This is a genomic window from Dyadobacter sp. SG02 (assembly GCF_900109045.1).
Taxonomy (GTDB): domain Bacteria; phylum Bacteroidota; class Bacteroidia; order Cytophagales; family Spirosomataceae; genus Dyadobacter.
In genome coordinates, this window is sequence record NZ_FNYL01000012.1 from 257,627 (window position 1) to 282,102 (window position 24,476).

General features: G+C 52.6%; 15 protein-coding genes. 6 read left to right on the forward strand and 9 right to left on the reverse strand.

The features are described from left to right. Positions 1–6: 6 nt before the first annotated feature. The 3 genes from BMW93_RS25935 (at position 7) to BMW93_RS25945 (ending at position 4,767) form a co-directional block, all read left to right on the forward strand. Positions 7–1,572, forward strand: a complete 1,566-nt coding sequence (locus BMW93_RS25935; RefSeq protein ID WP_090383227.1) for a RagB/SusD family nutrient uptake outer membrane protein — start codon at positions 7–9, stop codon at positions 1,570–1,572. Positions 1,573–1,656: 84 nt separating this feature from the next. Next, complete coding sequence (locus BMW93_RS25940; protein ID WP_177194197.1) at positions 1,657–2,511, forward strand: DUF4380 domain-containing protein; 855 nt, start codon at positions 1,657–1,659, stop codon at positions 2,509–2,511. Between the two features lie 87 nt (positions 2,512–2,598). Beyond that, complete coding sequence (locus BMW93_RS25945; protein ID WP_090383232.1) at positions 2,599–4,767, forward strand: PQQ-binding-like beta-propeller repeat protein; 2,169 nt, start codon at positions 2,599–2,601, stop codon at positions 4,765–4,767. Positions 4,768–4,804: 37 nt separating this feature from the next. Here BMW93_RS25945 and BMW93_RS25950 read toward each other — a convergent pair whose 3' ends face one another. Continuing rightward, complete coding sequence (locus BMW93_RS25950) at positions 4,805–5,170, reverse strand: DoxX family protein (protein ID WP_090383235.1); 366 nt, start codon at positions 5,168–5,170, stop codon at positions 4,805–4,807. A 101-nt stretch (positions 5,171–5,271) separates the two neighbouring features. Here BMW93_RS25950 and BMW93_RS25955 point away from each other — a divergent pair, with 101 nt between their 5' ends. After that, positions 5,272–5,682: a helix-turn-helix domain-containing protein gene (locus BMW93_RS25955; RefSeq protein ID WP_090383238.1), complete on the forward strand. Its 411-nt coding sequence runs from the start codon at positions 5,272–5,274 to the stop codon at positions 5,680–5,682. Here BMW93_RS25955 and BMW93_RS25960 read toward each other — a convergent pair. After that, the gene (locus BMW93_RS25960; RefSeq protein WP_090383240.1) at positions 5,657–6,601 is read right to left on the reverse strand and encodes a hypothetical protein; all 945 of its coding nucleotides are present in this window, start codon (positions 6,599–6,601) and stop codon (positions 5,657–5,659) included. The two genes, BMW93_RS25955 and BMW93_RS25960, sit on opposite strands and share 26 nt — an antisense overlap. A 415-nt stretch (positions 6,602–7,016) precedes the next feature. On the opposite strand from BMW93_RS25960, the gene BMW93_RS25965 reads away from it, so the two are divergent. Together BMW93_RS25965 and BMW93_RS25970 are read left to right on the forward strand one after the other, a co-directional pair. Beyond that, the gene (locus BMW93_RS25965) at positions 7,017–12,080 is read left to right on the forward strand and encodes an ExeM/NucH family extracellular endonuclease (protein WP_090383242.1); all 5,064 of its coding nucleotides are present in this window, start codon (positions 7,017–7,019) and stop codon (positions 12,078–12,080) included. A gap of 176 nt (positions 12,081–12,256) precedes the next feature. After that, positions 12,257–13,849: a DUF4394 domain-containing protein gene (locus BMW93_RS25970; protein ID WP_090383244.1), complete on the forward strand. Its 1,593-nt coding sequence runs from the start codon at positions 12,257–12,259 to the stop codon at positions 13,847–13,849. 70 nt (positions 13,850–13,919) lie between these two features. Here the strand turns inward: BMW93_RS25970 and BMW93_RS25975 are convergent, their stop codons facing one another. The 7 genes from BMW93_RS25975 to BMW93_RS26005 form a co-directional block, all read right to left on the reverse strand. Further along, complete coding sequence (locus BMW93_RS25975) at positions 13,920–14,519, reverse strand: hypothetical protein (RefSeq protein WP_143061727.1); 600 nt, start codon at positions 14,517–14,519, stop codon at positions 13,920–13,922. Continuing rightward, on the reverse strand, positions 14,516–16,381 hold the full coding sequence (locus BMW93_RS25980) for a T9SS type A sorting domain-containing protein (protein ID WP_177194198.1): 1,866 nt from the start codon (positions 16,379–16,381) through the stop codon (positions 14,516–14,518). Before BMW93_RS25980 ends, BMW93_RS25975 begins: the two co-directional genes overlap by 4 nt. A gap of 204 nt (positions 16,382–16,585) precedes the next feature. After that, positions 16,586–17,845, reverse strand: coding sequence for an ankyrin repeat domain-containing protein (locus BMW93_RS25985; protein ID WP_090383252.1), 1,260 nt, complete (start codon positions 17,843–17,845; stop codon positions 16,586–16,588). 246 nt (positions 17,846–18,091) lie between these two features. Then, entirely contained in the window at positions 18,092–21,061 is a 2,970-nt protein-coding gene (locus BMW93_RS25990) for a DUF2723 domain-containing protein (protein ID WP_090383255.1), read from the reverse strand. 462 nt (positions 21,062–21,523) lie between these two features. Further along, a complete protein-coding gene (locus BMW93_RS25995; RefSeq protein ID WP_090383259.1) occupies positions 21,524–22,174 on the reverse strand; it encodes a response regulator transcription factor in 651 nt (216 codons plus the stop codon). 83 nt (positions 22,175–22,257) lie between these two features. Then, positions 22,258–23,571 carry a HAMP domain-containing sensor histidine kinase gene (locus BMW93_RS26000; protein ID WP_090383263.1) on the reverse strand — a complete coding sequence of 438 codons (1,314 nt, stop codon included), beginning with the start codon at positions 23,569–23,571 and terminating at the stop codon, positions 22,258–22,260. 382 nt (positions 23,572–23,953) lie between these two features. Further along, a complete protein-coding gene (locus BMW93_RS26005; protein ID WP_090383330.1) occupies positions 23,954–24,157 on the reverse strand; it encodes a hypothetical protein in 204 nt (67 codons plus the stop codon). Positions 24,158–24,476: the final 319 nt, after the last annotated feature.

The window sequence follows — 24,476 nt, forward strand, 5'->3', positions numbered from 1 at the left end:
AAAGACATGAAAAGGATAAAGCTATTTCTGTGTACGGCAATGCTTCTCACCGCTTGCAGCGACAGCCTGCTCGACGTCAAGAACGAGAATACCTACACCGATGAAACCTATTTCAAAACCAAAACGCAGTTCAACGAGGCCATCATCGCGACCTACACGGTGTTCAGTCACATGGGAATGATGTCCCGGGAATGGTACTTCATCTTCGATCTGCTGGCGAATGAAGCCGAGCGTTCGAGCGCCCTGGTAGGTACCGAGCTGCAATTGACCGATTACAGTTTTACCAATAACAATGAAGATATCGTCGGCTTGTGGTCGTCGCTCTACCGGATGGTTTTCCGGGCCAACCTGGCATTGAAAGTAATGGAAACCTGGCAGCCGGTGGACGCCTCGGAAGAGACTTTAAAAAAACAGTACATTGCCGAAGCGCACTGGCTGCGCGGTTTCGCATATTTCCACCTGGTAACCAACTGGGGCCGCGTGCCATTGAAAATGAGTTATGACGATTCCAAAACGAATTCCAGTCCGCGTGCTTCCGTGGAAGAGCTTTGGAAAGTGGTAGAAAGCGAATTCAGCCTCGCCGTTCCCGACCTGCCGGTAGAGTACCCGGCCGATCAGAAAGGCCGTGCCACCAAAGGTGCCGCCATCGGTTTTCTGGGCCGTACTTATTTGTTCCAGAAGAAATACGACCAGGCCATTACCGAGCTCACCAAGCTCACCGCCGCCCCGTTTACCTATGCATTAGACCCCAGCTACGATCATTTGTTCGGGGAAGACAATATCAATACGCCTGAGGTGCTTTTTGCCGTGAACCATACCTATACCACTTCCAATACCCAGTACTATATGTTCGGCGGCTGGGAAGGGGAAGATGGCAAGACATTCCATACCGGCCGTGCGCAGGAATATGGCTTCAATGACTGGGAAAACGTGACCATTTCCAATGCGCTCGTAGCCGCCCATAAATACAACGACCCGGCAACCAACGCAGCGGGTTACATCGACCCACGGGCCGCGCTGACCTTCTATGGCAGCAAAGCCAACGGAGGCGACACCGAATACTGCGACCATTGCGCCGCAGGGGCCATTCCGTTCCCATTCGATTTTTACAGCAACCGCTACCGTAAGTACGAGCCGTACGAGTTTCAGAAATATACCGAAGCCCCGATGAGCGGCATCAACACGCATGTCATGCGCTACGCGGACGTCCTGCTCATGCTCGCGGAAAGCCATATCGAAAAAGCCTCTCCCGACATCGCCAAAGGCATTTCGTACATCAACCAGGTACGTAACCGCCCAAGTGTGATGGCTAAAAACTACCCGTCGTCGCTCAGCCAGGCCGACGCGCGCACCGCACTGCGCCGCGAACGCCGGATCGAGCTGGCCGGTGAGCAGTCGCGCTGGTTCGATCTCGTTCGCTGGGGTATTGCCAAGGAAACGCTCAACAGCGAACACCCGGCAGGACCCGGTCAGGAGCCGTTCCTCGATAAGCACGTGCTGTTTCCCATTCCGATCGCCGAAAGGAACTCCAACCAGGCTTTGGCCGCGGATATTGCCAACGACTGGAATTGACGGGTGATAACGACATTCTATATCCGCTTAATGGCGACATGCTCATGCTTCATGGCATGTCTGCCATCCTTTGGACAAAAACGTGTGGCACCGGAAACGGCCAATGGCCGGTACTCCATAACCCTGAATGGGCAAGTCCTGAAAATAGACCCGGCGAAAGGTGCGCGGATTACCTCCCTGCTGCTGGACGGCCAGGACTTTCTGACCGATAGCACCGTGAACGATTTCAACTGGGGTTCGACATTCTGGCTGAGCCCGCAGAGCGACTGGAACTGGCCGCCCTCTTCGGAAATCGATAATATGCCGTATCAGGCCAAAATACAGGATAATGCGGTTGTGCTCACCAGTTTGAAAGATCGCAAGACGGGTCTTGTGGTGGTCAAGGAAATTTCCGGTAATGCTGAAAGCCAGTCTTTCAACCTGAAATTCACCGTCATCAATGAGTCGGATCGTGAACAACGCGTCGCGCCCTGGGAAGTGACCCGCGTACACACGGGAGGTACCGCATTTTTTCCAAAAGGAAAAGACAACGCCCGGGGCGGTTTGCTGAGTTCCACTTCGGTTAGCGACGGTATTTTCTGGTATGTATATCAAAAAGAAAAATTACCTGTAAAAGGCGACCGGCAGATTTATGCCGACGGTGCGGAAGGCTGGATGGCCCAGTTGAATGGCGATCGGATCCTGATCAAAAAGTTTCCGGACATCGCGCCGGAGCAAACAGCCCCCAAAGAAGGCGAGGTAGAGCTATTTGCCAGCGAACCGACCGCAGACAATCCGGGATACGTTGAAATAGAACATCAGGGCGCCTGGCAAATGCTGAAACCCGGCGCTTCATTCAGCTGGACCACTACCTGGTTGCTCAGAAAACTACCCGCAGGTATCGACCCGTCGCCAGGCAGCCGCAACCTGGTCGATTACGTCCGTAAAGTAGTAAAATAACCCGTTTGGTTACTTTATCAGGCATTCGCGGCAGTGCTGCGCAACGATCCCTAACCCCTTATTCGAGAAGCTGAACCTCAACTTTTTATGATTGGAATTAACAAATTTCAAAAACCACCTTTTCAAAAGAAAACCGTCCTGATCCCCGTCGTCGCGGCCTTTCTGGGGCTCGTTGCCTACCAGACCCGCGAGGCCGACGACCGTTCATGGAGTATTTACAAGGCCGATGCCGAAAGTACCAGCTACTCGCGCCTCGACCAGATCAATGTTTCGAATGTAAATCAACTACAACCCGCCTGGACTCATTCCTACAAGGATATGAAAGAAGGCAGCCGTGGCGGCAGTAGCGAATGCAACCCGATTATCGTCGACGGCGTGATGTACACCACCTCGGCCAAACATTGGGCCTATGCCATCAATGCCGAAACCGGCGAGCAGCTCTGGACATTCGATCCTTTCGACGGGGCGGAAGGCGGTGGTGTAAGCCGTGGGGTAACTTATTGGGAAAACGGCACAGACAAACGTATCCTTTTCACCGGTGGTGATAACCTCTTCGCGCTCGACGCGCGCACGGGGAAACCGGTGCAGTCGTTCGGAAAAAACGGAAGGGTTAGTATGAATGCAGGCCTGCGCGATGATCCGGAAACCATTTCTGTGATCCCTACCTCACCGGGCATTGTATTCAAGGACCTGCTCATCATGGGTGCCGAGGTTTCCGAACTATACGGCGCCCAGCCCGGCTATATCCGCGCTTACAATTGCAAAACGGGCAAATTGGAATGGACATTTCACACCATACCCCTACCTGGCGAGCCCGGCTACGAAAGCTGGCCGAAAGACGCCTACAAATACGCGGGCGGCGTAAACGACTGGGCCGGGATGAGCCTCGATACCCGCCGCGGCATTGTGTTTCTGGCATTAGGATCGCCATCCTACGACTTTTACGGCGCCGACCGGAAGGGAGATAACCTGTATGGGAACAGCGTGGTAGCACTGGACGCGGCAACAGGCAAATACATCTGGCATTACCAGCTCGTCCACCACGATCTTTGGGACTACGACCTGCCCGCACCGCCCAACCTGGTGACCGTCAACCGTGACGGGAAACAGATCGACGCCGTGGCCCAGGTGACAAAGCACGGATTTGTATTTGTTTTTCACCGTGAAACCGGCGAGCCGCTGTTCCCGATCGAGGAGCGGAAAGTGCCGGCCTCGAATATCCCCGGCGAATACGCGTCGCCTACCCAGCCGTTTCCGCTCAAACCCAAACCTTTCGCCAGGCAATGGATGACCGAGGCGGATCTGACGCATTATACCGACGCCGGGCACGATTCGCTCGTGAAAAAATTCCGCTCGATGCGGTACGAAGGGCTGTTCACCCCACCCGATTTGAGAGGTACCCTGATGCTTCCGGGCACGCGCGGCGGCGCGGAATGGGGAGGCGCCGCTTACGACCCGGCTTCCACGGTACTTTTTGTCAAATCCAACGATTCCCCCGAAATCCAGTCGATGAAGAAAGTCGATGTTGAGCAGGAGGCCAAAGACCAGACCGTTTACGACCAGGGAAAGACATTGTATATGACCTACTGCGTGGCCTGCCATGGCAAGGACAAAAACGGCGATGAACCGAACTATCCTTCGCTGATCGGCCTACGCAACCGCATGACACGCGAAGCAGCCCTTGACAAGATCAAAAAAGGCGGCGGAAAAATGCCCGCATTCGCCTCGGCCATCAAAGGCAAAGAAAAGGGTATGATCGCATTCCTTTTCGACCGCCCGCAAAATTCCGCCAAAGTGACCAAACAGGAGACCGGACAAACCCAAAAAGGCGCCGACAAGTACCTGAACCTTACCGCATACGGCCATTTCCGTGATCCACAGGGCAACCCGGCATTGCGCCCGCCATGGGGAACGCTCAATGCGATCAACCTCAGTACCGGCGACTACGAATGGCAGGTAACGCTCGGCAACGACGAAAAACGTCAGGAAAACGGCGCACCGGAAACCGGTCAGGAAGGTTCCGCCGGCCCGATCGTGACCGCTGGCGGCCTCGTTTTCATCAGCGGCACACAGGACCGCAAACTCCGCGCATTCGACAAAAAAACCGGCAAGCTTATCTGGCAAACCACCCTCCCGGGCATCGCCAACGCCACCGCCTGCACCTACATGAGCGGCGGTAAGCAGTACGTGGCATTATCCGTGGGAGGAACGAAGGAAAACCCGTCGGGGTCTGTGATGGCGTTCAAGTTGCCGTGATAAGTTTGCTAAACCACCAATGTGCAAAGCACCGGGATCAATTAGCAACGGTCGCTTTCCCAGGCAAAAAGACCGACGGATCCCGCAGAAACGCCGCAATCCAGATGAGTGTCAGCGGGAGGACGGCGTTGAAGGCCGTGCCATGGGAAAGTTCGGTGGCGATGGCGCCCGCAAAGTAGCAGGTGAGAAGGATGAAACCGATTTTCATGGTTTTCGGGTAAACGAAGAGGGCCGTGAAGCCGATCTCCATCAGGCCGAGGGGGATAAGGTAACCCCCTACCCCGACTTTGGTTAATGTCTGAACGATTTCCGGGCTCTTACTCAGTTTCATAATGCCGCTGAACACCGGCAGCAACGAGGCCAGGGCGGTTACGACGATCGTGATGATTTTCTTTGCTTTCATGTCTGTTTTGATTTTTTGTCAAAACTAGCTACATTTACTATACAATTGATAGTAATATACAAAAGGTTAGTAATAACCTTTTAGTTAGCAAGAAAAATAACATGACATTCACTAATCACAACGGCCCGAGGCCCAGCCGGGCACAATGCTACAATAAGCTCAATGCAGCAGGAGATGCCTTATATGTAATCGGGGGCAAATGGCGGCTGCGCATCATCATCGCACTTTCCGAAGGGCACAAACGGTTCAACGAAATTCAGCGCGCCATCGACGGCATTTCGGCCAGGGTACTCTCCAACGAGTTGAAAGAACTGGAAATCAATGGCTTCGTTACGCGGAAAGTTTATACCGACTTCCCGGTATCCATCGAATATGAACTGACGCCTTACAGCGATACATTATCGCCGGTCATCGACTCACTGATCAATTGGGGCGAAATGCATCGTCAGCGGATCATGCATTCGGAAAAGCCGCAGGAAGAGCCCGCTACTGCTCTGGCAGAGATACTGTGACGTGCCACATATCACCCGAATTACTCACTTTTTCGGTCCCCCACACACCCGGACCGCCGTCGGGCCGCAGGTAGACGCTAAACACCAGCGTACTGATTTTGGTACCTTTGACGAGTACGCTTCCGCAGGCGGCGCCGTTATCGCAGTTGCCGGTAATCGGCGTTTTGGAGTGCAATATCCTCGTTTTACTCATATCTATCTGCATTTCCTCGCTGCCCGAGAGCTTCGCTAATGTCAGCGACGGCGTTTGCAGTTCGAGTTCCGTGGCGAAACCGAGGCGCTTATCGCCAAAATTCGTGGTCGCGCCCAGACCAATGAACGAAATGACCGGATTATCCACCGGTTTGTTGAATTGCAGCCGCAACTTCCCGTAGTAATACCGGCAGGTGTCGGTTTTAGGGGCATTCGCTGTTAGCAATGGCTTGGCGGAAAGGAATACCTGCAAGCCGGCATTCATAAACAGGTTCACACCCTTCCCGACCGGTCCCTGCGGGTGCGCCGTGAAAATTTTGCGTGCCGTATCGGCATAATAGTAGTTGGTATTGATCACCGGTACCGCCCGTACATGCGTGCTGCTCGCACCCGACGCAGCGCCGAAAGTCATTCCCGTTACATGCTGCGGCACATTCACGTATGGCTGATCGTCAAAACTGAACGTCACCGACAGCTCCGATTTCAGTTTCTGAAAATAAATTCCCTCGTCGGTACTTCCGTTTTTATTGTAGAAGAAAGTCAGGGTTTGAGGGATGGAAGTAGGCCCCTTCGGCACCGGCAACTGGTAGCTGTTGTTGACGCCATCCTGTACCAGTTCGTAGGTACTCAGGACGTTCGGTCCCTGAGCAACGGCAAAGCCGGTTGAAACGGCAATCAGAAAGCACGTCAGCACCGACCTTAGCGGTGATAATGAAGATGTTAGCATGTGTGAAAGGTTGAGATACGTTGAGATAACAGCAGGCAATATAGGATTTATGTGCGAAGGTGTCCACTGATCCGGGGTTCTGATTTTCATTTTAGCAGGATAATTCAAGTTAATCCTCACATCTTACCATTCAAGAGGTATTTAGTCAGGAATTTCAAACTAAGTAATTGATTATTAACTAAATGTAACTACACGGTTATTTTTCATCGCTCCGAAAAACTTAAAGGTGGATACCGCTTTTTTACCGGCGCGGCGGTTAACCAAATGTTTCCCCTCAGCCTTCAATCATAATACATTATTGATCCGCTTTCCGCCGGGCGCCAGCACCTTTTGAGGGAAATTTGAGGCTTCATTTCACATCTCGTTCCGACTACTCTCCCATTCGTTCCGGCTATTATTCATTTAATCTCAAAACATGAAGAAATTCTCTACGCATTTGCGCCGGCCCGGAAAGGTTCGCGCAGGAATGCTTTGGCTGTGCTTGCTGCTCACCTGCACGGTCAAAGCCCAGATCCCTAAAACAGGCTTTGATCCTGTATTAGCACCTCAATTTATGTCCAGTGGCGACGCTACGCGCCTGCCGGTAATCTTCCGCGCGACGATCACGGGACTCACCCCGTCGACCTCTTACCGGTATTACAATCAGCTCGCAACGGATGCAGACCTCACCGCAAACAATAGCGGTGCCGGTAATCCATTGTTTATCAGTCAGGATGGACTGACATACACGTATGCGACCGGCACCTCGCTCACCACTGCGGGCCGCTACGGCACGTTTACGACGGATGCTTCCGGTAATTATACCGGCTGGTTCGGGGCCGTGAACACCGGCAATGCCAAGTTCGCCGGCGGGGCATTGCTCTACGCGACCCTTACCCTTGGCGATGCAACCGGAACCTCCCTGGGCCGGCGCGCCCTGAGTGTTCCTTTTAAAGTGCTGGCATACAGCACCGCAGCCGGGACCAACAACGGGTCCTTCCTGAAAGAGACTACCTCCGGTGCGACCTCCAAAAACATCGTCGCGATTTACGACAACACGGCCGGTACCGGCCGACCACTTTACGTTGCACCTGTGGAAGCTACCGGGGCAACCATCGCCAGCGTCGTGCCCGGCTACACCACTGCCGCCGGTGGCTGGAATGCCATCATCCCCAACGACAATGCGAACGGCGTAAGGCGTATCGAACAACTCGGTGTTGCCAATGCAAGCATTATCGGCTGCTCGACCGATGACGACGGCATATGGCCGACGGGATCGATCAATACCACGAACCCCACCGCCGGTGCATCCGGACTGACCATTGCCGCTGGCGATGCGGCGCTTACTTCCTGTACTACGTTACCTGTTGTAAATCTTTCGGTAAGCAGCAATGCCGGCACCGAAGCCGCACAGACCATCATTACCGTCACTGCAACGGCAACGGCACCCGTAACGGGCGACCAGACCGTCGACATCAGCATTTCGGGCACCAATATTACGGCGACCGATTATGCATTGTCCGGCAATGTGATTACCATTCCAAACGGCGCCACTTCCGGCTCTGTGACATTTGCCATTTCCGACGACGGCGATGTAGAGAATATCGAAACCGCTCTCCTGACAATTTCCAACCAATCGGCGGGCATTGTATTGGGCACCGATACGCAATCGGTCACCATTACCGACAACGACGGCGCACCGAACGTGAATGCACCGGTGATTGTGGCGGATAATGAAGCGTTGATCGATGCAGACCGTACGACCGCGTACCTTTCGGTTCCTGACAACAGCCCAGTTGCAAGCCCGGCGGCATTTGTAAGCGGTGTACCCAACGACCCGACCGACCCGGCCCGTACGCTGGGTATCGAATTCAATGTAAGCGATGTGGAAACGGCCGCATCCGGTCTCGTTGTAACTGCAACCAGCAGCAATGCAACCGTCGTACCCGACGCCAATCTTTCAGTCACGACTGGCAATGAGAATAGCCGTAACCTGAAAATCACACCGGCAGGTGTAGGATACACCGATATCACCATCACCGTCACCGATGGCGGCCTCAGCAGTTCCTACGTCATCAAATACGCCGCTTCCGCAGCCTCGGGTACGCCCGCACTCACCCGCTTCCATACGCAGGTGAGCGACGCCTCCACGGCGCAGGCCGTCGACAACGACTATATGCTGGTAGCCGACGACGAGAACCAGGTTTTGAGACTTTACAATCGCCAGAATTCAGGCTTGCCGGTGAATGGCTTTGACTATACCAGCTCCCTCGGCCTGACCGATATTTCCGGAGGGGCACCGCGCGAGGTCGATATCGAGTCGTCGCTCATGATCGGTAACCGTATTTACTGGCTGGGATCGCACAGCAATGCATCGGGAGGCAACAACCGCCCCAACAGAAGTCGCATTTTTGCTACCGATCTGTCGGGCAGCGGAGCAGCAGCTACCCTGTCATACATAGGAAGGTATGATGGCTTGAAAACCGATCTGCTGGCCTGGGACGCTTCCAATGGCGATGTCCTTGGCCTCGCGGCAAGTGCCGTCGCAGGTAAAATACCGGAAGATGCTGCGCTAGACGGGTTCAATATCGAAGGCCTGACCATCGCTCCCGACGGCACAACGGGCTACATCGGCTTCCGGGCACCTTACCAATCGACGAGCACGCGCACGCTCGCATTGATCGTGCCCTGGACCAATATGACCTCGCTTTTCTCCGGCAATCCAACTACCGGTCCTGCTACATTCGGAACGCCGATCCAGCTCGATCTGGGCGGCAGGGGCATCCGCGAGATCAAAAAAAATGCTGCGGGGGAATATTTGATCCTGGCAGGACCGGCCGATGTGGCTACCGGCACAGCCCCCAAAGATTTCCGCTTCTACACCTGGACCGGTAACCCTGCCGACACCCCCGTGCTGCACTCGGCCAACCTGACGGCCCTGAATGCCGAGGGTAGCTTCGAATCGATCGTCGACCTGCCTTCTCCATTGACCAATACGAGCGAAATACAGGTTTTGGTGGATAATGGGGATAATGTGTTTTACAATGACGGCACGATTGCGAAGGAACTGGGCCAACCAAACTACAAGAAATTCAGAAGCGAGCGCATTGCGCTGGGGAACGCACCGTTGGTTGCTACGAGAATCCACCAGATCCAGGGTTCGGGCAACACGGCGGCCCTCACGGGCGCGCTCACCATCGAGGGCGTCGTGACCCGCACTTTCACGGGTTCAACCGGACTGAACGGATTTTATGTGCAGGAAGAGGACGCCAACGCAGATACCGACCCCACCACGTCGGAAGGTATTTTCGTCTACAATGTCGCCGCAGACCCGGCTGGTGTAGTAGCCGTTGCGCAGGGAGACCTGGTCCGCATTTCCGGAGAAGTGATCGATTTTACAAGCACGACCAGCGGTTTTACCACCAGCCTTACCGAGCTAAAAACGCTTACCGCATTCGAGAAACTGGGTACGGCACCGCTGCCGACCATTACGAATGTGACGCTGCCAGTCGCCAATGTTTCCGACCTCGAACGCTACGAAGGCATGCTGGTAAACCTCAGTGCAGTCAGTGGAAATCTGTTCGTGACCGAATATTTTCAGCTGGGCCGCTATGGCCAGGTTGTATTGTCGGCCGATGGCCCGACCAATGCAGCCGGAACCGACGGCCGTCTGGATCAGTATACCCAATTCAATGCACCAGGCGTGGCGGGTTACTCGGCCTACATGGCCGAAACAGCCAAGCGTAAGATTTACCTCGACGACGGCCGCTCGACCCAGAATCCCGACCCGGTCATTTTCGGCCGCGGCGGCAATCCGCTGAGCGCTACCAACACTTTGCGCGGCGGCGACCAGGTAGCGAGCATTACGGGTATTCTCGACGAAAGGCTGGAAGGTTACCGCATGCAAACCTCTTCCGGCGTCAATTTCATCGCGGCTAACGAACGTCCCACCACTCCGCCGAGCGTCGGCGCGACGGCCACATTGAAAGTCGCCAGCGCGAACGTACTCAACTATTTTAATGGAAACGGAACCGGCGGAGGTTTCCCGACTTCACGCGGAGCCGATACGCAAGCGGAATTTACCCGCCAGCGCACCAAGGTGATCGAAGCATTATACACCTCGGGAGCGGATGTGATCGGGTTAATGGAGTTGGAAAGGGATGACTACGGCCCGAACAGCGCCGTTCAGGACCTTGTGAATGGGCTCACCACCCGCGCCGGCGCGGGTGGTACCTATGCGTTCATCAACCCCGGCACGATCGCTACCGATGAAATCACCGTGGGACTTATTTACAAACCCGGCAAAGTAACGCCGGACGGCGCCGCGGCCACCATGCCCGATCATTATGGCCAAACCAGTCCGGGTTATCCGGCCGGACAGACCGCCTTCGACGTGGTAGGACGTAAACCGCTGGCCCAGACATTTACCGAAATATCCAATTCGGAGAAGTTCACGGTGGTTGTCAACCATTTCAAATCCAAAAGTTCGAGCTCGAATGGCACAGGCGACGCGGATGCGGGCGACGGCCAGGGCGAGTCGAACGGGACACGCGTACGACAGGCGCAAGACCTCGTTACCTGGCTCGCGACCAAACCTACCGGCACCACGGACCCCGATTACCTGATTTTGGGTGACCTTAATGCTTATGCCAAAGAAGACCCGATCACGGTCCTGGCCAACGCGGGTTATGGCAGCCTGCTCCCGGCCACTTCTTATTCCTACGTTTTCGACGGCTTCACCGGCTCGCTCGACCATGCATTGGCCACCACTTCGCTTGCCGACCAGGTTACCGGTGCGGATAAGTACCATATCAATGCCGATGAACCGGGCGTGCTCGATTATAACACCGAATTCAAATCAGCGGGGCAGGTTACCAGCTATTACAGCGCAGACCAGTACCGCTCCGCCGACCACGATCCGGTATTGATCGGGCTCCACCTCGAACCTTCTCTTCCGGTTCACCTGATCTCCTTCCAAGCCACCGCGGGCAAGCGGAATGTGACGCTCCAATGGGCTACAACCTGGGAGGATCAGAACGAAGGCTTCGACGTATTGCGCTCGACAGACGGCGTCAACTTCTCGACGATCACGTTTGTAGCAGGTCACGCAACTACATCCTCGCGCTCCGAATATGTATGGGTCGATTCGGACGTGCGGGACGGCATTCTTTATTACTACCGCCTCCGCCAGCGCGATTTAGATGGTAGCAGCACATTGTCCCGCATTGCGGCGGCGCGCGTGGATGCGGGCGAGAGCGCTACGGCATTTGTATACCCCAACCCGAATGCGGGAAGCTTCACGGTTTCGGCTCCCGGCGCTTCGGGTTTAAAACTTTACAATGCGGCCGGGCAGAATGTTCCTGTTAATGTCAAACCGATCGGCAGTGAAGGTTTATTTTCTGTGCAAATCAAGGGGCAGGCCGCTCCGGGAATCTATACGCTGATTGTCGGACGAAATGCATCCGGCGCATCAACGAGCATTAAAGTTTTTGTACAATAAATAAAAGCAGGTTAAACGGGCGGCCGGATTCGGGGATCGGGCCGCCCTTTTTTTAAATGATTCATTAAGATAAAATTAGAACTGAAATAAGGTTAAAATTTAATATCAGAAGTCAATCCAAAGGGACGTCCGCGACGTAAGTGGTCTATCAAACTACATAACTCAATCACGTTCCTATGAAGTTACTCGACTTTTACCAAAGGCCGGTAGTTGCTGCCCTTGCCTTCATCCTTGCGCTCTCGATGTATTCCTGCGATGATCACCGCGTACCTCCTACCGGCCCGTCGCTTCCCGACAGGGTTTTCTATGCATTATCGGATAACAACCAGCTGCACGAGATCAATATCCGGAACACCGGCGCGCCATTGCGGTCATTTGCGGTAACCGGTCTTGAACAGGGCGATATGCTCAAAGGAATCGATTTCCGCCCCGCGACCGGACAACTATATGCGATCGGTTCGTTGAATAATCTTTACCAGGTGAATGTAAAGTCGGGCGACCAGGAAGGAAAAGCGACCCGCATCGGTATGGCCCCGATTGCCGCCACATTGAACGGCCACATCGGTTTCGACTTCAACCCGACCGTCGACCGCATTCGCGTCGTGACGAGTTCTACCCAGAACCTTCGCCTGCATCCCGAAACCGGTGCCATCGTTCCGGGCGATTCGCCATTGAATGGTTATCCCAACCCGATGATAGGTGCCGTGGCTTATACCAACAGTCGCGCAGGCGTTACGGCCGCTCCCGGGGGCGTGGGCACGACGCTTTACGACATCGATCCTTCTACCGACATGCTATACATACAAAATCCGCCTAACCCTGGTGGTTTGGTACCGGTAGGACCACTGGGACTGAACATCCAGGAAGTGGGCGGTTTCGATATTTCGCCCGACGTGAGCCCGTCCGATATTTATCCTATTGCCTCCGTCAAATTCGGCGACAAATGGGAGCTGGATTTTGTGGACCTGGCAACCGGAAAGATCCAAAAACTGGGCGATTTCCCAGCCAACGTGAATGTGATCGGCATTGCTATCCCTTCGCTTCCAGTGGCTTATGCATTGACCGAAAGCGGAATGCTGAAAATTTTCAACCCGGAAAACGGCATGGAGTACGGTACCAAAACAATCCCGGCCATCCCCGGAGTGACATTGCAAGGCATCGACATCCGCCCGGCTAACGGCAGGCTGCATGCATTGGGCGATAACAGCAAAATCTACGGCATCGATCTCGGTAATGGAACCGCCACCGAACTGGCAAGCCTCAAACTGGCCGACAACACCCCGGTAATGCTCAGCGGAATGCATTTCGGCGTGGATTTCAATCCTGCGGCCGACCGCCTGCGCGTCGTGAGCGATAATGGACAAAGCCTGCGTATCAACGTCAACGACGGCGTCACGATCGTAGACGGTTCCCTCAAAATCGGTATGGCCGGCCCGACCCCGTTTGTGACAGCCGTTGCGTACACCAACAGTTACCCAGGGGTGGTTGCCGCAAACACGGCACTATTCGACATTGACAGCCAGTCCAATACCTTGTACCGGCAAACACCTCCTAATGACGGCATCCTCGTCGATCCCAAATCGCTTGGCCTCGACGTAGCTCCCGGCATCGGGTTCGACATCGGCAATGTTTCCGGCAAAGGGTACGCCATTTTCACCGTCGGTGCCAACACCAGCTTCTACACGATCGACCTCGCCACCGGCACTACCACACACAAATTCCCATACAGCGGCCCGGTGAAGGGGCTGGCGGTTGGGTTTGGATTGTAATGTGTTTTAGGTGTTTTCAAAACCAGCCGTCCGGTTATTGCCGGGCGGCTGGTTTTGCTTTAAGAGGGCGTTACCGCGGTTCGGTGAAAACTTCCCGGACAAACATATTTGCGACAATGAATTTGCCATTCGTATATGTAATGGTGTCCACCGCTTCTTTCGCCCGTTGACGTTTATTGATCCGCACAAATTTCGCTGCGAACTGCCCCTGCATTTCATTCTTCACCGGGTCGTAGTACAAAATTTTGAAGTAGTTAAACGGGCCTTCGAGTAAACGGTATCTGTCCATTGTTACATCGTCTCGCGGATAAGTCTTAAAGTATAAGCTGACATTAACTGAATCCCAAGCGCACATCGAGTTTCGCTGATGTCGCATTGAGCTATCGGTTGGTACATAGTTGCCAGGTTTAGTATGAAAATAATTCAGGAGTATAATCTGATACTCTTCCTCCGCATTTTTTTTAACCAACATCAACGCTGCTACATTCTTGTCGCACCAATCCGGGTCTACATACCCGCCCATTTCCACGGCGATTCCTGATTTAAAAGGCACTCCATTGATTTCACCAGTGATAAATTCCTGTGTAATCCTTGGATCCTTCGGAGGCTGCTTGTCACAGGATACCAAACCTGAGAATAGTAATACAAACATGTAGCTGTATCTTTTCATGGTCTCGACGTTGGTTGGTAAATCACCTTTTTGCGTATAACCGGCCCACTACCGCTGACGGTGATCATGTAAACACCTGACGCAAGACCCTTTTCGACCAGATCGAGATTAATCACATTCCGTCCGGCATTACATTGATAAACCTGGCCTCGCATATGCACGCGCCCATTCAAGTCTGCGAGGCCAACTTCAACTTCACCGACCTTTTCTGCATTGAAAATGATCTCGACACGCCCAGACGTTGGATTAGGCCGTACAATTGCCCCTTCGCTTTTGATTTGAAGAGAATCACGCTCTTTCTGCCCTTTTCGATAACCACCGTTAGGGTCGTCATCCACCCATATTTGCATCCAGTTCTCGACTACCTGTCCGTCCGATGATGTGATTTTCAATTTCAGATAAAATTGATGGTTACCATTGTGGTACAACCCGACACTGTGAAACTCGCCAGTACCGTTACCTGAATAATTGATGCCGTCAGTGGACTCCTTCCACTGATAAGTATAAGGTGGCTTCCCGCACTTTGCGATCGCCTCATACGTGTACACCTGATATTCATACCCACTATATGGTCCATATACCCAGCCGTTCAAAACATTTGGCTCGGGTCGAAAAGCCTTTACAACCGAAGCTTTGTCATTCATCACCTTTGCATTGTTGTGGGTAGCATCACCCATTGGCGATCCTGCAAATATTTTACTAGGGTTGGAGTAATAGAAGATTTTGCTACCTGGCGCAGTTCCCGTGGCCACCAACGTATTGAAACCAAGGAATATATACCCCTGCGCGTACGGCAATCCGAAAATTTCGCTTTCATGATTGCACCCAAAAAGATGACTCAATTCATGCGCTCCGATTACCGGAATATTGGGGTTCGTCAAGCCTACAATTGCATAGCTTCGGTTACTATTGGGATGCTTATAGGTCGGTGGATAGGGAACTCCGCCTGCCGCATTGTGGTCTTCCCAAGCCAGTAGTAACACCAAGTCTGCTTTATTCTGATTGCACAAATTTTGTACAGAAACGCTGTTACTCAGAGCTAGTACATCCTTATGAATGTCATGATCCGTCTTCATAAACGTCGTCTGCGCCACACCCGCCAACTCAATAAGCGCAGCGCCTGGCAAGCCGCTATTAATTACAGTCTGATTAAAAATATCAATCGTATTATACGCATGATTAGCCGCTGAAACCGGGCTCACGTTATTTGCGTGAATAAAAAGCACGCGGATAAACGTGTTGCAAGGCTCGATCTTCGCATTGTCGCCCGGCTTTCTCGCACGTTCGTCGGCATCAGATTGTTGCCGCAGGGCTTTTTCAGCCGCACCAATGCCCGAGGCGCAGAAATTCGCCTTTCCCGCATCATTATCAAATCCTAGTAAAAGCTGGCCGTCTTCGCCGAGGTCGCATATTTCATAGGAGCGTTCCGGCCCCTGGATCATGCCGCCTTTCATGCCGTTGCGGGATGTGAGGAGTACCGATAGCAGGCTTTCTCCTACCGTTCCGTAGATTTTGTAGTTCTCTGCGTCGGAGTATTCGATGGTTTTGACACGCACGTCATACTGCCCTTCGCGGCCCGGAATGGTTATCTTCAATCCGTTGTTCGACAATACTTCCGCGATGGGGCGCATTTGCACGATGATCGTTTCACCGGGGTACTGCCTGTTGTTGGTCAGGCCGTTATACAGCTGCTTTCCATTGCCGGAAAGACTTTCATAATCCGGCTTGCCCGGTAAAAGCAGTTCCCTGGATTCCTGCGCGTAAGCGCATGTGAGCGATGTGCACGCGATGGCGAGGCAAACCAGCCAAAGCGCAAAAACACGGGAACACGATACGTAACCATTTGTCCATAGAAATTCCATAGGCATACCTGTTTAAGTTCCTGAAAAAATGCATAACGAGAAGGAGCCGTGGCGAACCACGGCAGGAACGGAGTAGGTACGCGGCCGGCTATACGCCGACCGTGGTTCTTCGAATTAAATGGATAATTTCTTCAAATCAATTGGAAAAGTGCAGCAATGTGCAAACTAACACGATGGATTATCAAGTGACGGAAGTTTCGCGTTTCAGGACACTTTCGCCTGCAAAATCCTCGCAACGCTCTCCTGTAAAGGCGGGTGCAGATCGGCCAGCAACCACCAGGTATGAATTTTGGCGCCGGCGTCGACGAGCTTTTGAACTATTTCCAAATGGTGTTCGCGCGCACCTTCGTGTGCGGTGGCCCAAAGCGTCTGGTCGAGTACCGTGCCCCCGAATTCGTTGCGTGCTTCCAGCGGCGCTTTGCGGCTGAGCAGCAGGTCGACTACCTCAGGATAACCAAAATATCCGGCCCAATGCAATGCGGTCCAGTCGCGGTGGTCTTTCGAGGCCGGACTTACCCCTTTGTCGAGCAGGAAGCGGACGGTTTCAATGCGGTTGAGCATGGCAGCCCATACAAATGCCAGCGCCAGGTTGGCGTCGGGCGTCGCAGCGATTTTCAGCCACTCCACACGCACAAGGGGCGCATCGGCTTTCAGTTGGCCGTCGTCGCCGAGGTAACCGGCCAGTTGCCCGGTCTTGCCCATCGCGGCGGCAGTTACCACATTATCTACCCGGGCACCTCTCGCTACCAGTACCTCGGCCGATTTGGGATAATGGAAATAAATGGCCGTCAGGAGCGGCCCGCAATTGTCGCGGACACCATTAATGGCCGCGCCATAATCGAGCAGTTTTTCCGCCAGCGCTGTTTGCAATCCTGCCTGGGACGGCGGAAAGCTCGACACGAGCAGTTCCAGCGTCGTGCCCCATTTGGTGTCGTAAGTGTCGGCCAGGGCATCGGGCAAAGCCCCTGCGGCAAGCAATGCTTCGGCTATATCCAATGCATTCGGCGGGGTAAGCTGCCTGAAATTCTCGGTCCCGTTGGCGGCGGTGTAATGCAGCAATGTAGCCCTGTGCCCGCGCGACGAGCGCTCATGCACGAGCGAGGGATTGTCTTTTAAGAGGTCTTTCAATTTGGGCAGATCGCCTTGTACGACAGCGTCTACCGCCTGTTCGAATTTCGCGACCGGCGACCCGGCGTCTTTCAGGTCGGCAATGTGTTGCAGGAAAGCAGGCCAGTCCACAAAACCGTGCTCCCTTGCGACTACTGCGCGGGCGTCGTCCAGACCGAAGTTCGTATCGGGGCGGTTCAGTTGCGTGAGCCGTTCCGGTTCGGGATGGTATTTTCGGATGTATTTGACAGAATCATTGTCGATGGACCGGCAGGCGTCCGCCAGCGTGGCGGCTTGTTTTTCATAGTATTCGGGGGTCGGATCGGATGTGAGAGGGATGGTATCGGTCGTATTCATGAGTTCGGTTTGTTAGCAGCGGAAACATATAACAATTAGTGGGTTTTTGAATAAAATACAAAATCCGGTTAGTAACGTTAACTTCATTTCAGAACACCTTCAACACTATACGTCAACCCACCAGCTTTCCGGCGCTCGAAAAAACGCACTGCATTCCTTCCTATATTAATCCAAAACCACCCATTCCCGGATATCCGTCCAGTTATGGGTGGTTAGTTATGTTAAAAAAAACCTTGCCTGAAAACCTTATCCGCCGTATATATTAAATGCAAGCAGGTGCTTTTTGAAAATCGCTTCGAAACGATCGGCCTCCTTGTCCTGTTTTGCCCGCCGGCATTCGCGGACGATACTTTGCAGGATAAACAGGTCGGTATTAACCTCCCGACTACGGCCTTCATCCTTGCTTTTGATCCACGAAAGGTTTTCATCCGAGCGAATCGCCATCGTCCGGGCCGAGTCCAGCGCCTTTTTATTTTCACCGACATCGAACAACGCTCCCACAAAGCCCGCGGAAATCTGGTCGTACGGGATAGTGTCGTCGGGCATTACGGCCATGGCCTTGTTTACCACTTTGCGCGCTTTGTCGATCCTGTTTTCGGCGATGAGCTGCTGCGCGAGGCGCAGGAACGACAGCCTCGCGGTAACGACCGGCGATCCGAGGTAGGTATCGTCGTAATACACTTTCGGGTTGTTCATTTCGCGCCAGGACATCTTGTTCATCATGTTGTCGTACATAATGTCCGAGTTCACGTAACCGTCCGACGCCCCGGGCACCCGCACAGGCAGCAGGCGATAGGCATACCCTTCGAGTTGGAGGTATTCCTGCAAGCCCAGGTTATGGGAAGCGCCCATGGTCGACGAGAAATACACCGGCCGCTTCCAGTTGTTGCTCGAAATAATGTCCAGCATCACCAAATCACTTTTCAAAAGGTCGGTTTCGCCTATTTTCCAGCTCATCGAATCGGTCAGATAGGGTGCCAGATCGCTTTTGACGATATTCATCTTCTTCACCTCGCTTGTATTCACAGGCAGGAAGAGTGTCGAGGACGGGAGGATCGAGGTCATATCGCCACTGGTCAGCGGCACCTGGATCGCCTTATTGTCCTGGCGGATCAGGTCGAGGTATTCTTTCAGGTTAATGCCTCCTTTTACGGAAGCGATTTCGTAAAACGGCAGGTATTCATTTTTCCCCAACTGATAATTGCCCGAGTCCAGCGACAGCGGCAGTGCGTCCGACCGGTTGATCTTCCGCTTCAATTGCCCGATGTACCAATCCGTGCCCAGGAAGGTTTGCACGCACACGCGCACGTCGGTACGGAAACCCTCCACTTCCTGCACATACCACAGCGGAAACGTGTCGTTATCGCCTCCGGTAAACAGGATCGCGTTGGGTGCGCAGGAATTGAGCAGGTTACGCGCAAAATCCACCGAATGGTACCGGTCGGTCCGGTCATGATTATCCCAGCCTCTTGCTACCATGATCGCCGGTACCGAAAAACAGGCCAGGCCCGCGATCCCGGCGCGTAATGCAGGCTTTTGAATCGCTTTTTCGAGAAACTTCGCGGCGGCCATGACGCCAAAGCCGATCCAGATACAGAAAATATAGAACGACCCTACGTAAATGTAGTCGCGCTCGCGGGGTTCGGAGGGAGGTGAATTGAGATATATCACGAGCGCAACGCCCGTCAATACGAACAGCAGCGTTAATACCAAAAGGTCTTTCCGCCGGTGATAGTACATATATATCATGCCCGCAATACCCAGCAGGAACGGAAGCATGAGAAAGTTGTTGTGCCCCCGGTTATGCCCGATACTTTTGGGGAACGACTGGCTCGTTTGCCATGGCAGGAGGATACCCGCGCCTTCCCGGTCACTCTCGCGCCCTGCAAAATTCCAAAGGAAATAGCGCCAGTACATATGCCCGAGCTGGTGCGAGAACAGGTAAGTCAGGTTATGCTTCATGGTGGGTTTACGGCCCTCTGCCACACCGGTCATTTGCTGGTAGAGCTGCGGATGGCCGGGCTGGGAACTGGACATCCGCGGCAAGAGCATATTACTGCCCGGTTCATATTCGTAGATCGGTTTGTAGTCGATCAACACATATTTTCCGTCCTTCTTGGCATAAATGGGCGCGCCGCGCTTCTGGCTGACCGGCCTGGATACGAACGAAGGGCCGTAGAGTAGCGGCCGGCTTTCGTATTGCTCCCTTTTAAGGTAATACACAAAGCGGAGGACGTCGCTGGGGTTGTTCTCATTGATGGGCGTATTGTAACCCGACCGAACCAGCACCAGCGTATACGAAGCATAACCTATGAGGATAAACGCAAGTGAAAGCAAACCGGTGTTGAGCAACACGCGGCTGGTACGGTGCGAATACCGGATACCCCAGACCAGCCCGCCGAGAAAGAGCATTGTGAAGAAAGCGATACCGGTATTGTAGGGCAACCCCAGCGAATTCACGAAAAATATCTCGAATTTACCGGCGAGCCCAGGCAACCCCGGAATGATACCGGCGTTGATGATGCCCAGGATTAAAAGGCCGGTCAGAAAGGCGATCGAAGCGCCGAGAAAGTTGGGTTTCGCGTATTTTTTGAAATAATATACCAATGCCAGGGCCGGTATGGTTACAAGGTTCAGCAAGTGAACACCGATAGAAAGGCCCACCAGATAGGCCGTAAGGATCAGCCAGCGGTTCCCGGCAGCGGGGTCGTCGATAGCCTCCCATTTGAAAATCGCCCAGATCACGATAGCTGTAAAAAACGACGACAAACCGTATACTTCCGCTTCCACGGCCGAGAACCAGAACGAGTCGGACCATGCGTACGCGAGCGCGCCCACGACCGCGGCGCCGGTGACCAGCAATACATCTGCTGCATTCCCTTCCGCCGGCTTCTTTCCTACCAGCTTCCAGGCGAGCAGGGTGATTGTTTTAAACAGAAAAAAGATCGTGAATGCGCTGCTCAGTACGGAAACCATATTGACCCAGTAGGCCACTTTCATAAGGTCGCCGAGAGCCAGCAGGGAAAAGAGCCGGCCTATGAGCAGGAAAAGCGGCGCGCCCGGCGGATGAGGGACCTGCAATTTGAATGCACAGGCGATAAACTCTCCGCAGTCCCAGAAGCTGGCTGTCCGCTCCATGGTGAGGACGTAGGTGATCAGGCTGGTGGCCAGCACGGCCCATCCTGCCAGATCGTTCCATTTCTTTAAGGATATCATGTTTGAAGGTGTTTTGGATGAAGCACCAAAACTATTCAACACGACCCGCCGGCTGCTCACCGGCGTTCTTAAAAAAAGTTAATAAAAGTATCTGATAATGAGGCTTTAACTTTATTTAACACAACATACATTCTACAAGCCGGACCGCCTTAGAAAAGCAGGGATATGCAATAGATGAGAGAGGTCCAGAGTATAGAACCCGCCGTTATGGTAATCATCACACCACCCAGGAACGGCAATTCAGCTGATTTTGTAAGTTTTACCGATCTTTCCATTCTAAATAACACTTTTTATGATAGAGGTATAAGGATTGCGACATGTAGAGGCGCAATTCCATCAGTAAAAGTAAATATTGAAAATGAAATGTGAAGTAGACTGATTTAAATTGCAGTTTGCTAATATCTCGATAGTATTTAGTAGCACTTCTACACAAATATAGTACAACTTCAATCGAGCTTTATTTCAACTGAACCCCGCCTTCCTGCGTTTGTAGATTTCCACCTTCTTAAACAGTTCCAGGATGTTGGTCACTTCGAGTTTTTCGAAGATCCGCGCCTTATAGGTCGACACGGTGCTTTCCTTGATATTAAGATTGATCGCGATGTCCTTCGTCCACTTGCCGGTAAGCAGCATATCCATAATTTCCAGTTCGCGGTTCGAGAGGATTTCGAGCGGGCTTTCCTTGCTTTCCCGTTCGAGAAGGGTGTTATTTACGAGTTGGTCCTGAATCACATTGCTGATGTAAGTACCGCCGGCAAGTACCGAAGTGATTGCTTTTTCCAGTTCCTCATTCGAAGTATCCTTGGGCAAATAGCCGTTCGCACCGGCCTTTACGTAGTGAATTGCGTACAATTCTTCATCCTGCGACGAGAATATCAGAATTTTCACCTTGTTCTGAATGTCGCGGATTTTACCGATCATATTAAAAGCTTCGCCGCCCGGGATTTTGATATCCAGGATAACAAGATCGAAGAATCTTGATTGGAGAAGTTTGAGTGTTTCACTAAAAGTACCTGCCTCGATAACCGTTACCGAGGGTAAAAAATCTTCAATTAACAATTTAACGCCCATTCGCACAATGGAATGGTCTTCTACCAGCAAAACTGTTTTCATTCAATATACCGTTACTTCAAATCAGTTTTAAAAGTAGTTTAATATAAATGAAATATTGTGTAGAAAATTAACTACATCAATATTTATTTTGAAAAAATGATGTGAACGGAAGTTCCGATAGGCTCGTTGGGCTTTACGAGCAGCCGCGCACGTATGAGCGTGCTGATTTCTTTGACGATCAAAAGGCCCATTCCGAAGTTCTGGGACACACTTTCGTTAGCGGGAAGCTGCTTCAAGTCGCTGTTGATCCAGTCCATCACGGTATTTTCCATACCCGGCCCGGTGTCGTTCACGATCAGGTGCAGTTCCTCCCGGAAATCGTGGTGCGTGACGCTTATCGTCCCGCCGTTGGTAGCCTTGTTGGCATTGTCGATGAGGTTATGCAGGATAATGCCGACCAGCTGTGCATTATTTTTAATGATCACGCCCGGCATGACGCCGTTCACGAACCGGTTGGCGTTGACCTCCGCGTCCTGGGTAAAGATGGCAAACTTCTGCTCCACCATTTCACTCACGTCGAGATACGTGAACTGGACGTTGGCATTTTTGTAACGGAATTCGGTGTATTCCAGCAGATTTTTCATAAAATGATACAGCCGGTAACTCGACTGGCTGATGGCCCGCACGGTCGACAGATCGGGATGGTTGCGGGCGAGGCGACCGGTGGTCGTCATCAGGAACCGCAGCGGGCTTTTGATATCGTGCGAAATGCTGGCGATCAGGTGTTTCTGGTGGGTATATTCCCTTTCGAGCTTCCGCCGCGAATCTTCCAGGTATTCGAGGCTCGATCGCAACTCGACCGTCTTCGCATCCAGATCGTTGATCGTATCGTAGAATGAACTGAAAAAGAAGTAGTTGATCAGGACGATCAGCGTGAAATTCTGGATAAGCTGAATTGCGATGGTTGCCCGCCCGGAGCCCTGCGGCCCCCACGAGATATAACCCGTCAGATGGTACCCCAACAGCACGTAGGCGATAAACGGGATCACCGCCAATGTCGAGTAAATCACGCCCCAGCGGTTCCCGAGGCCATAAAAAGCCGCCACGCTGACTACGACGAGGTATTGCAGCGTCACCAGGTCGAACCCTTTCTGAAAGTAATACAGGTTGCTCCAGATGATCACCATGAAAATCCACATGGCTGCGTGCACGGCCTTTCGCCATTGAAAGCCGCGCGAAACCCCGGCGTAGTAGGTTAGGATAATGGCGAGCAACACAGCCGCTCTGACCGCCTGGACACGGTAATGTTCCAGCTGATAAAAGATCAGCAGGAGCGTTGTAGTAAGAATTTTCAGGTTTAGCGCGTAAGAAAGGACTTTGATGCGGGCCCGGTTAAGGATACCCGGTTCACCCTCTAACTGTTTTCGGACAGGCCATTCCAGTATTGATCGAATCATGTATTCAGGTTTTCTAAATCGCTGTTCGCCGTCGGGGTCAGACGATGCGATAAGACCCAAATCTACCTAAAATACGCAACAGATAGTGTAGAGATATTGCCACAAACAAAACAATAGCAAACTACAATGGCTTTCTTAGGCTGATGCTAAATTTGTAAAATCCTGCAAATGAATGATTGTGGCGTTGCGCGCAGGACCCTGGAATTGAACGTATGAAGTACGTTAATAAACGTTGAGTATAACTTACACCTTCTCCGGTATTACCGAGAAGGTGTTTCGTTTTTGAATGCTTTGTGGGTAATTCGGCTGGCCGCTGGCCTGAATGATGATGAAAAAGAGGAACGGAGTAAATAACGGTTTTGGGGTGGTGTGTGTGCCTGTTCTATTTCCCCGATTTGTCCTGCATTTTTTTAGACTTCTTTACTTCACCCGGCGTGAACTCCCCGTTAATCCATCTTACAAAGTTTTTTGACTGTACCTGATAAACCTGGGCTGACAGAGGTTTCAAATCCGATTTTTCGATTTCGAGAAGATAATCAGCCAGAAGCCTGTTGATCTCTTCCAAATATTTGCTTTGCGTCTTCATGAGAGGATTTTGTGTTTTTACAAAGAAATAACTATTCTGATACTCAATCAAGTGCGTGATTTTCGTATCCCTTTGCAAACATAACCCTTTCCCACTGATGCATTTTGGGTTTTGGGGTGAGAACGCTGATTTTTAGGGTGTAAAGAGCCCTCGGTGGGGGGACGAAAGAGGGCTATCAAATCCCTTCAGTGGCCACTAAATTTTTACTACAACAGGCTTCCTGTGTACGCTACCGAAGTTTTATGGCATTTGCATGACCCGCTTGTAGCAAAGCTGGCACAGAAGATATTACAGTCGCGGGTAGCGTTACGGAACACCG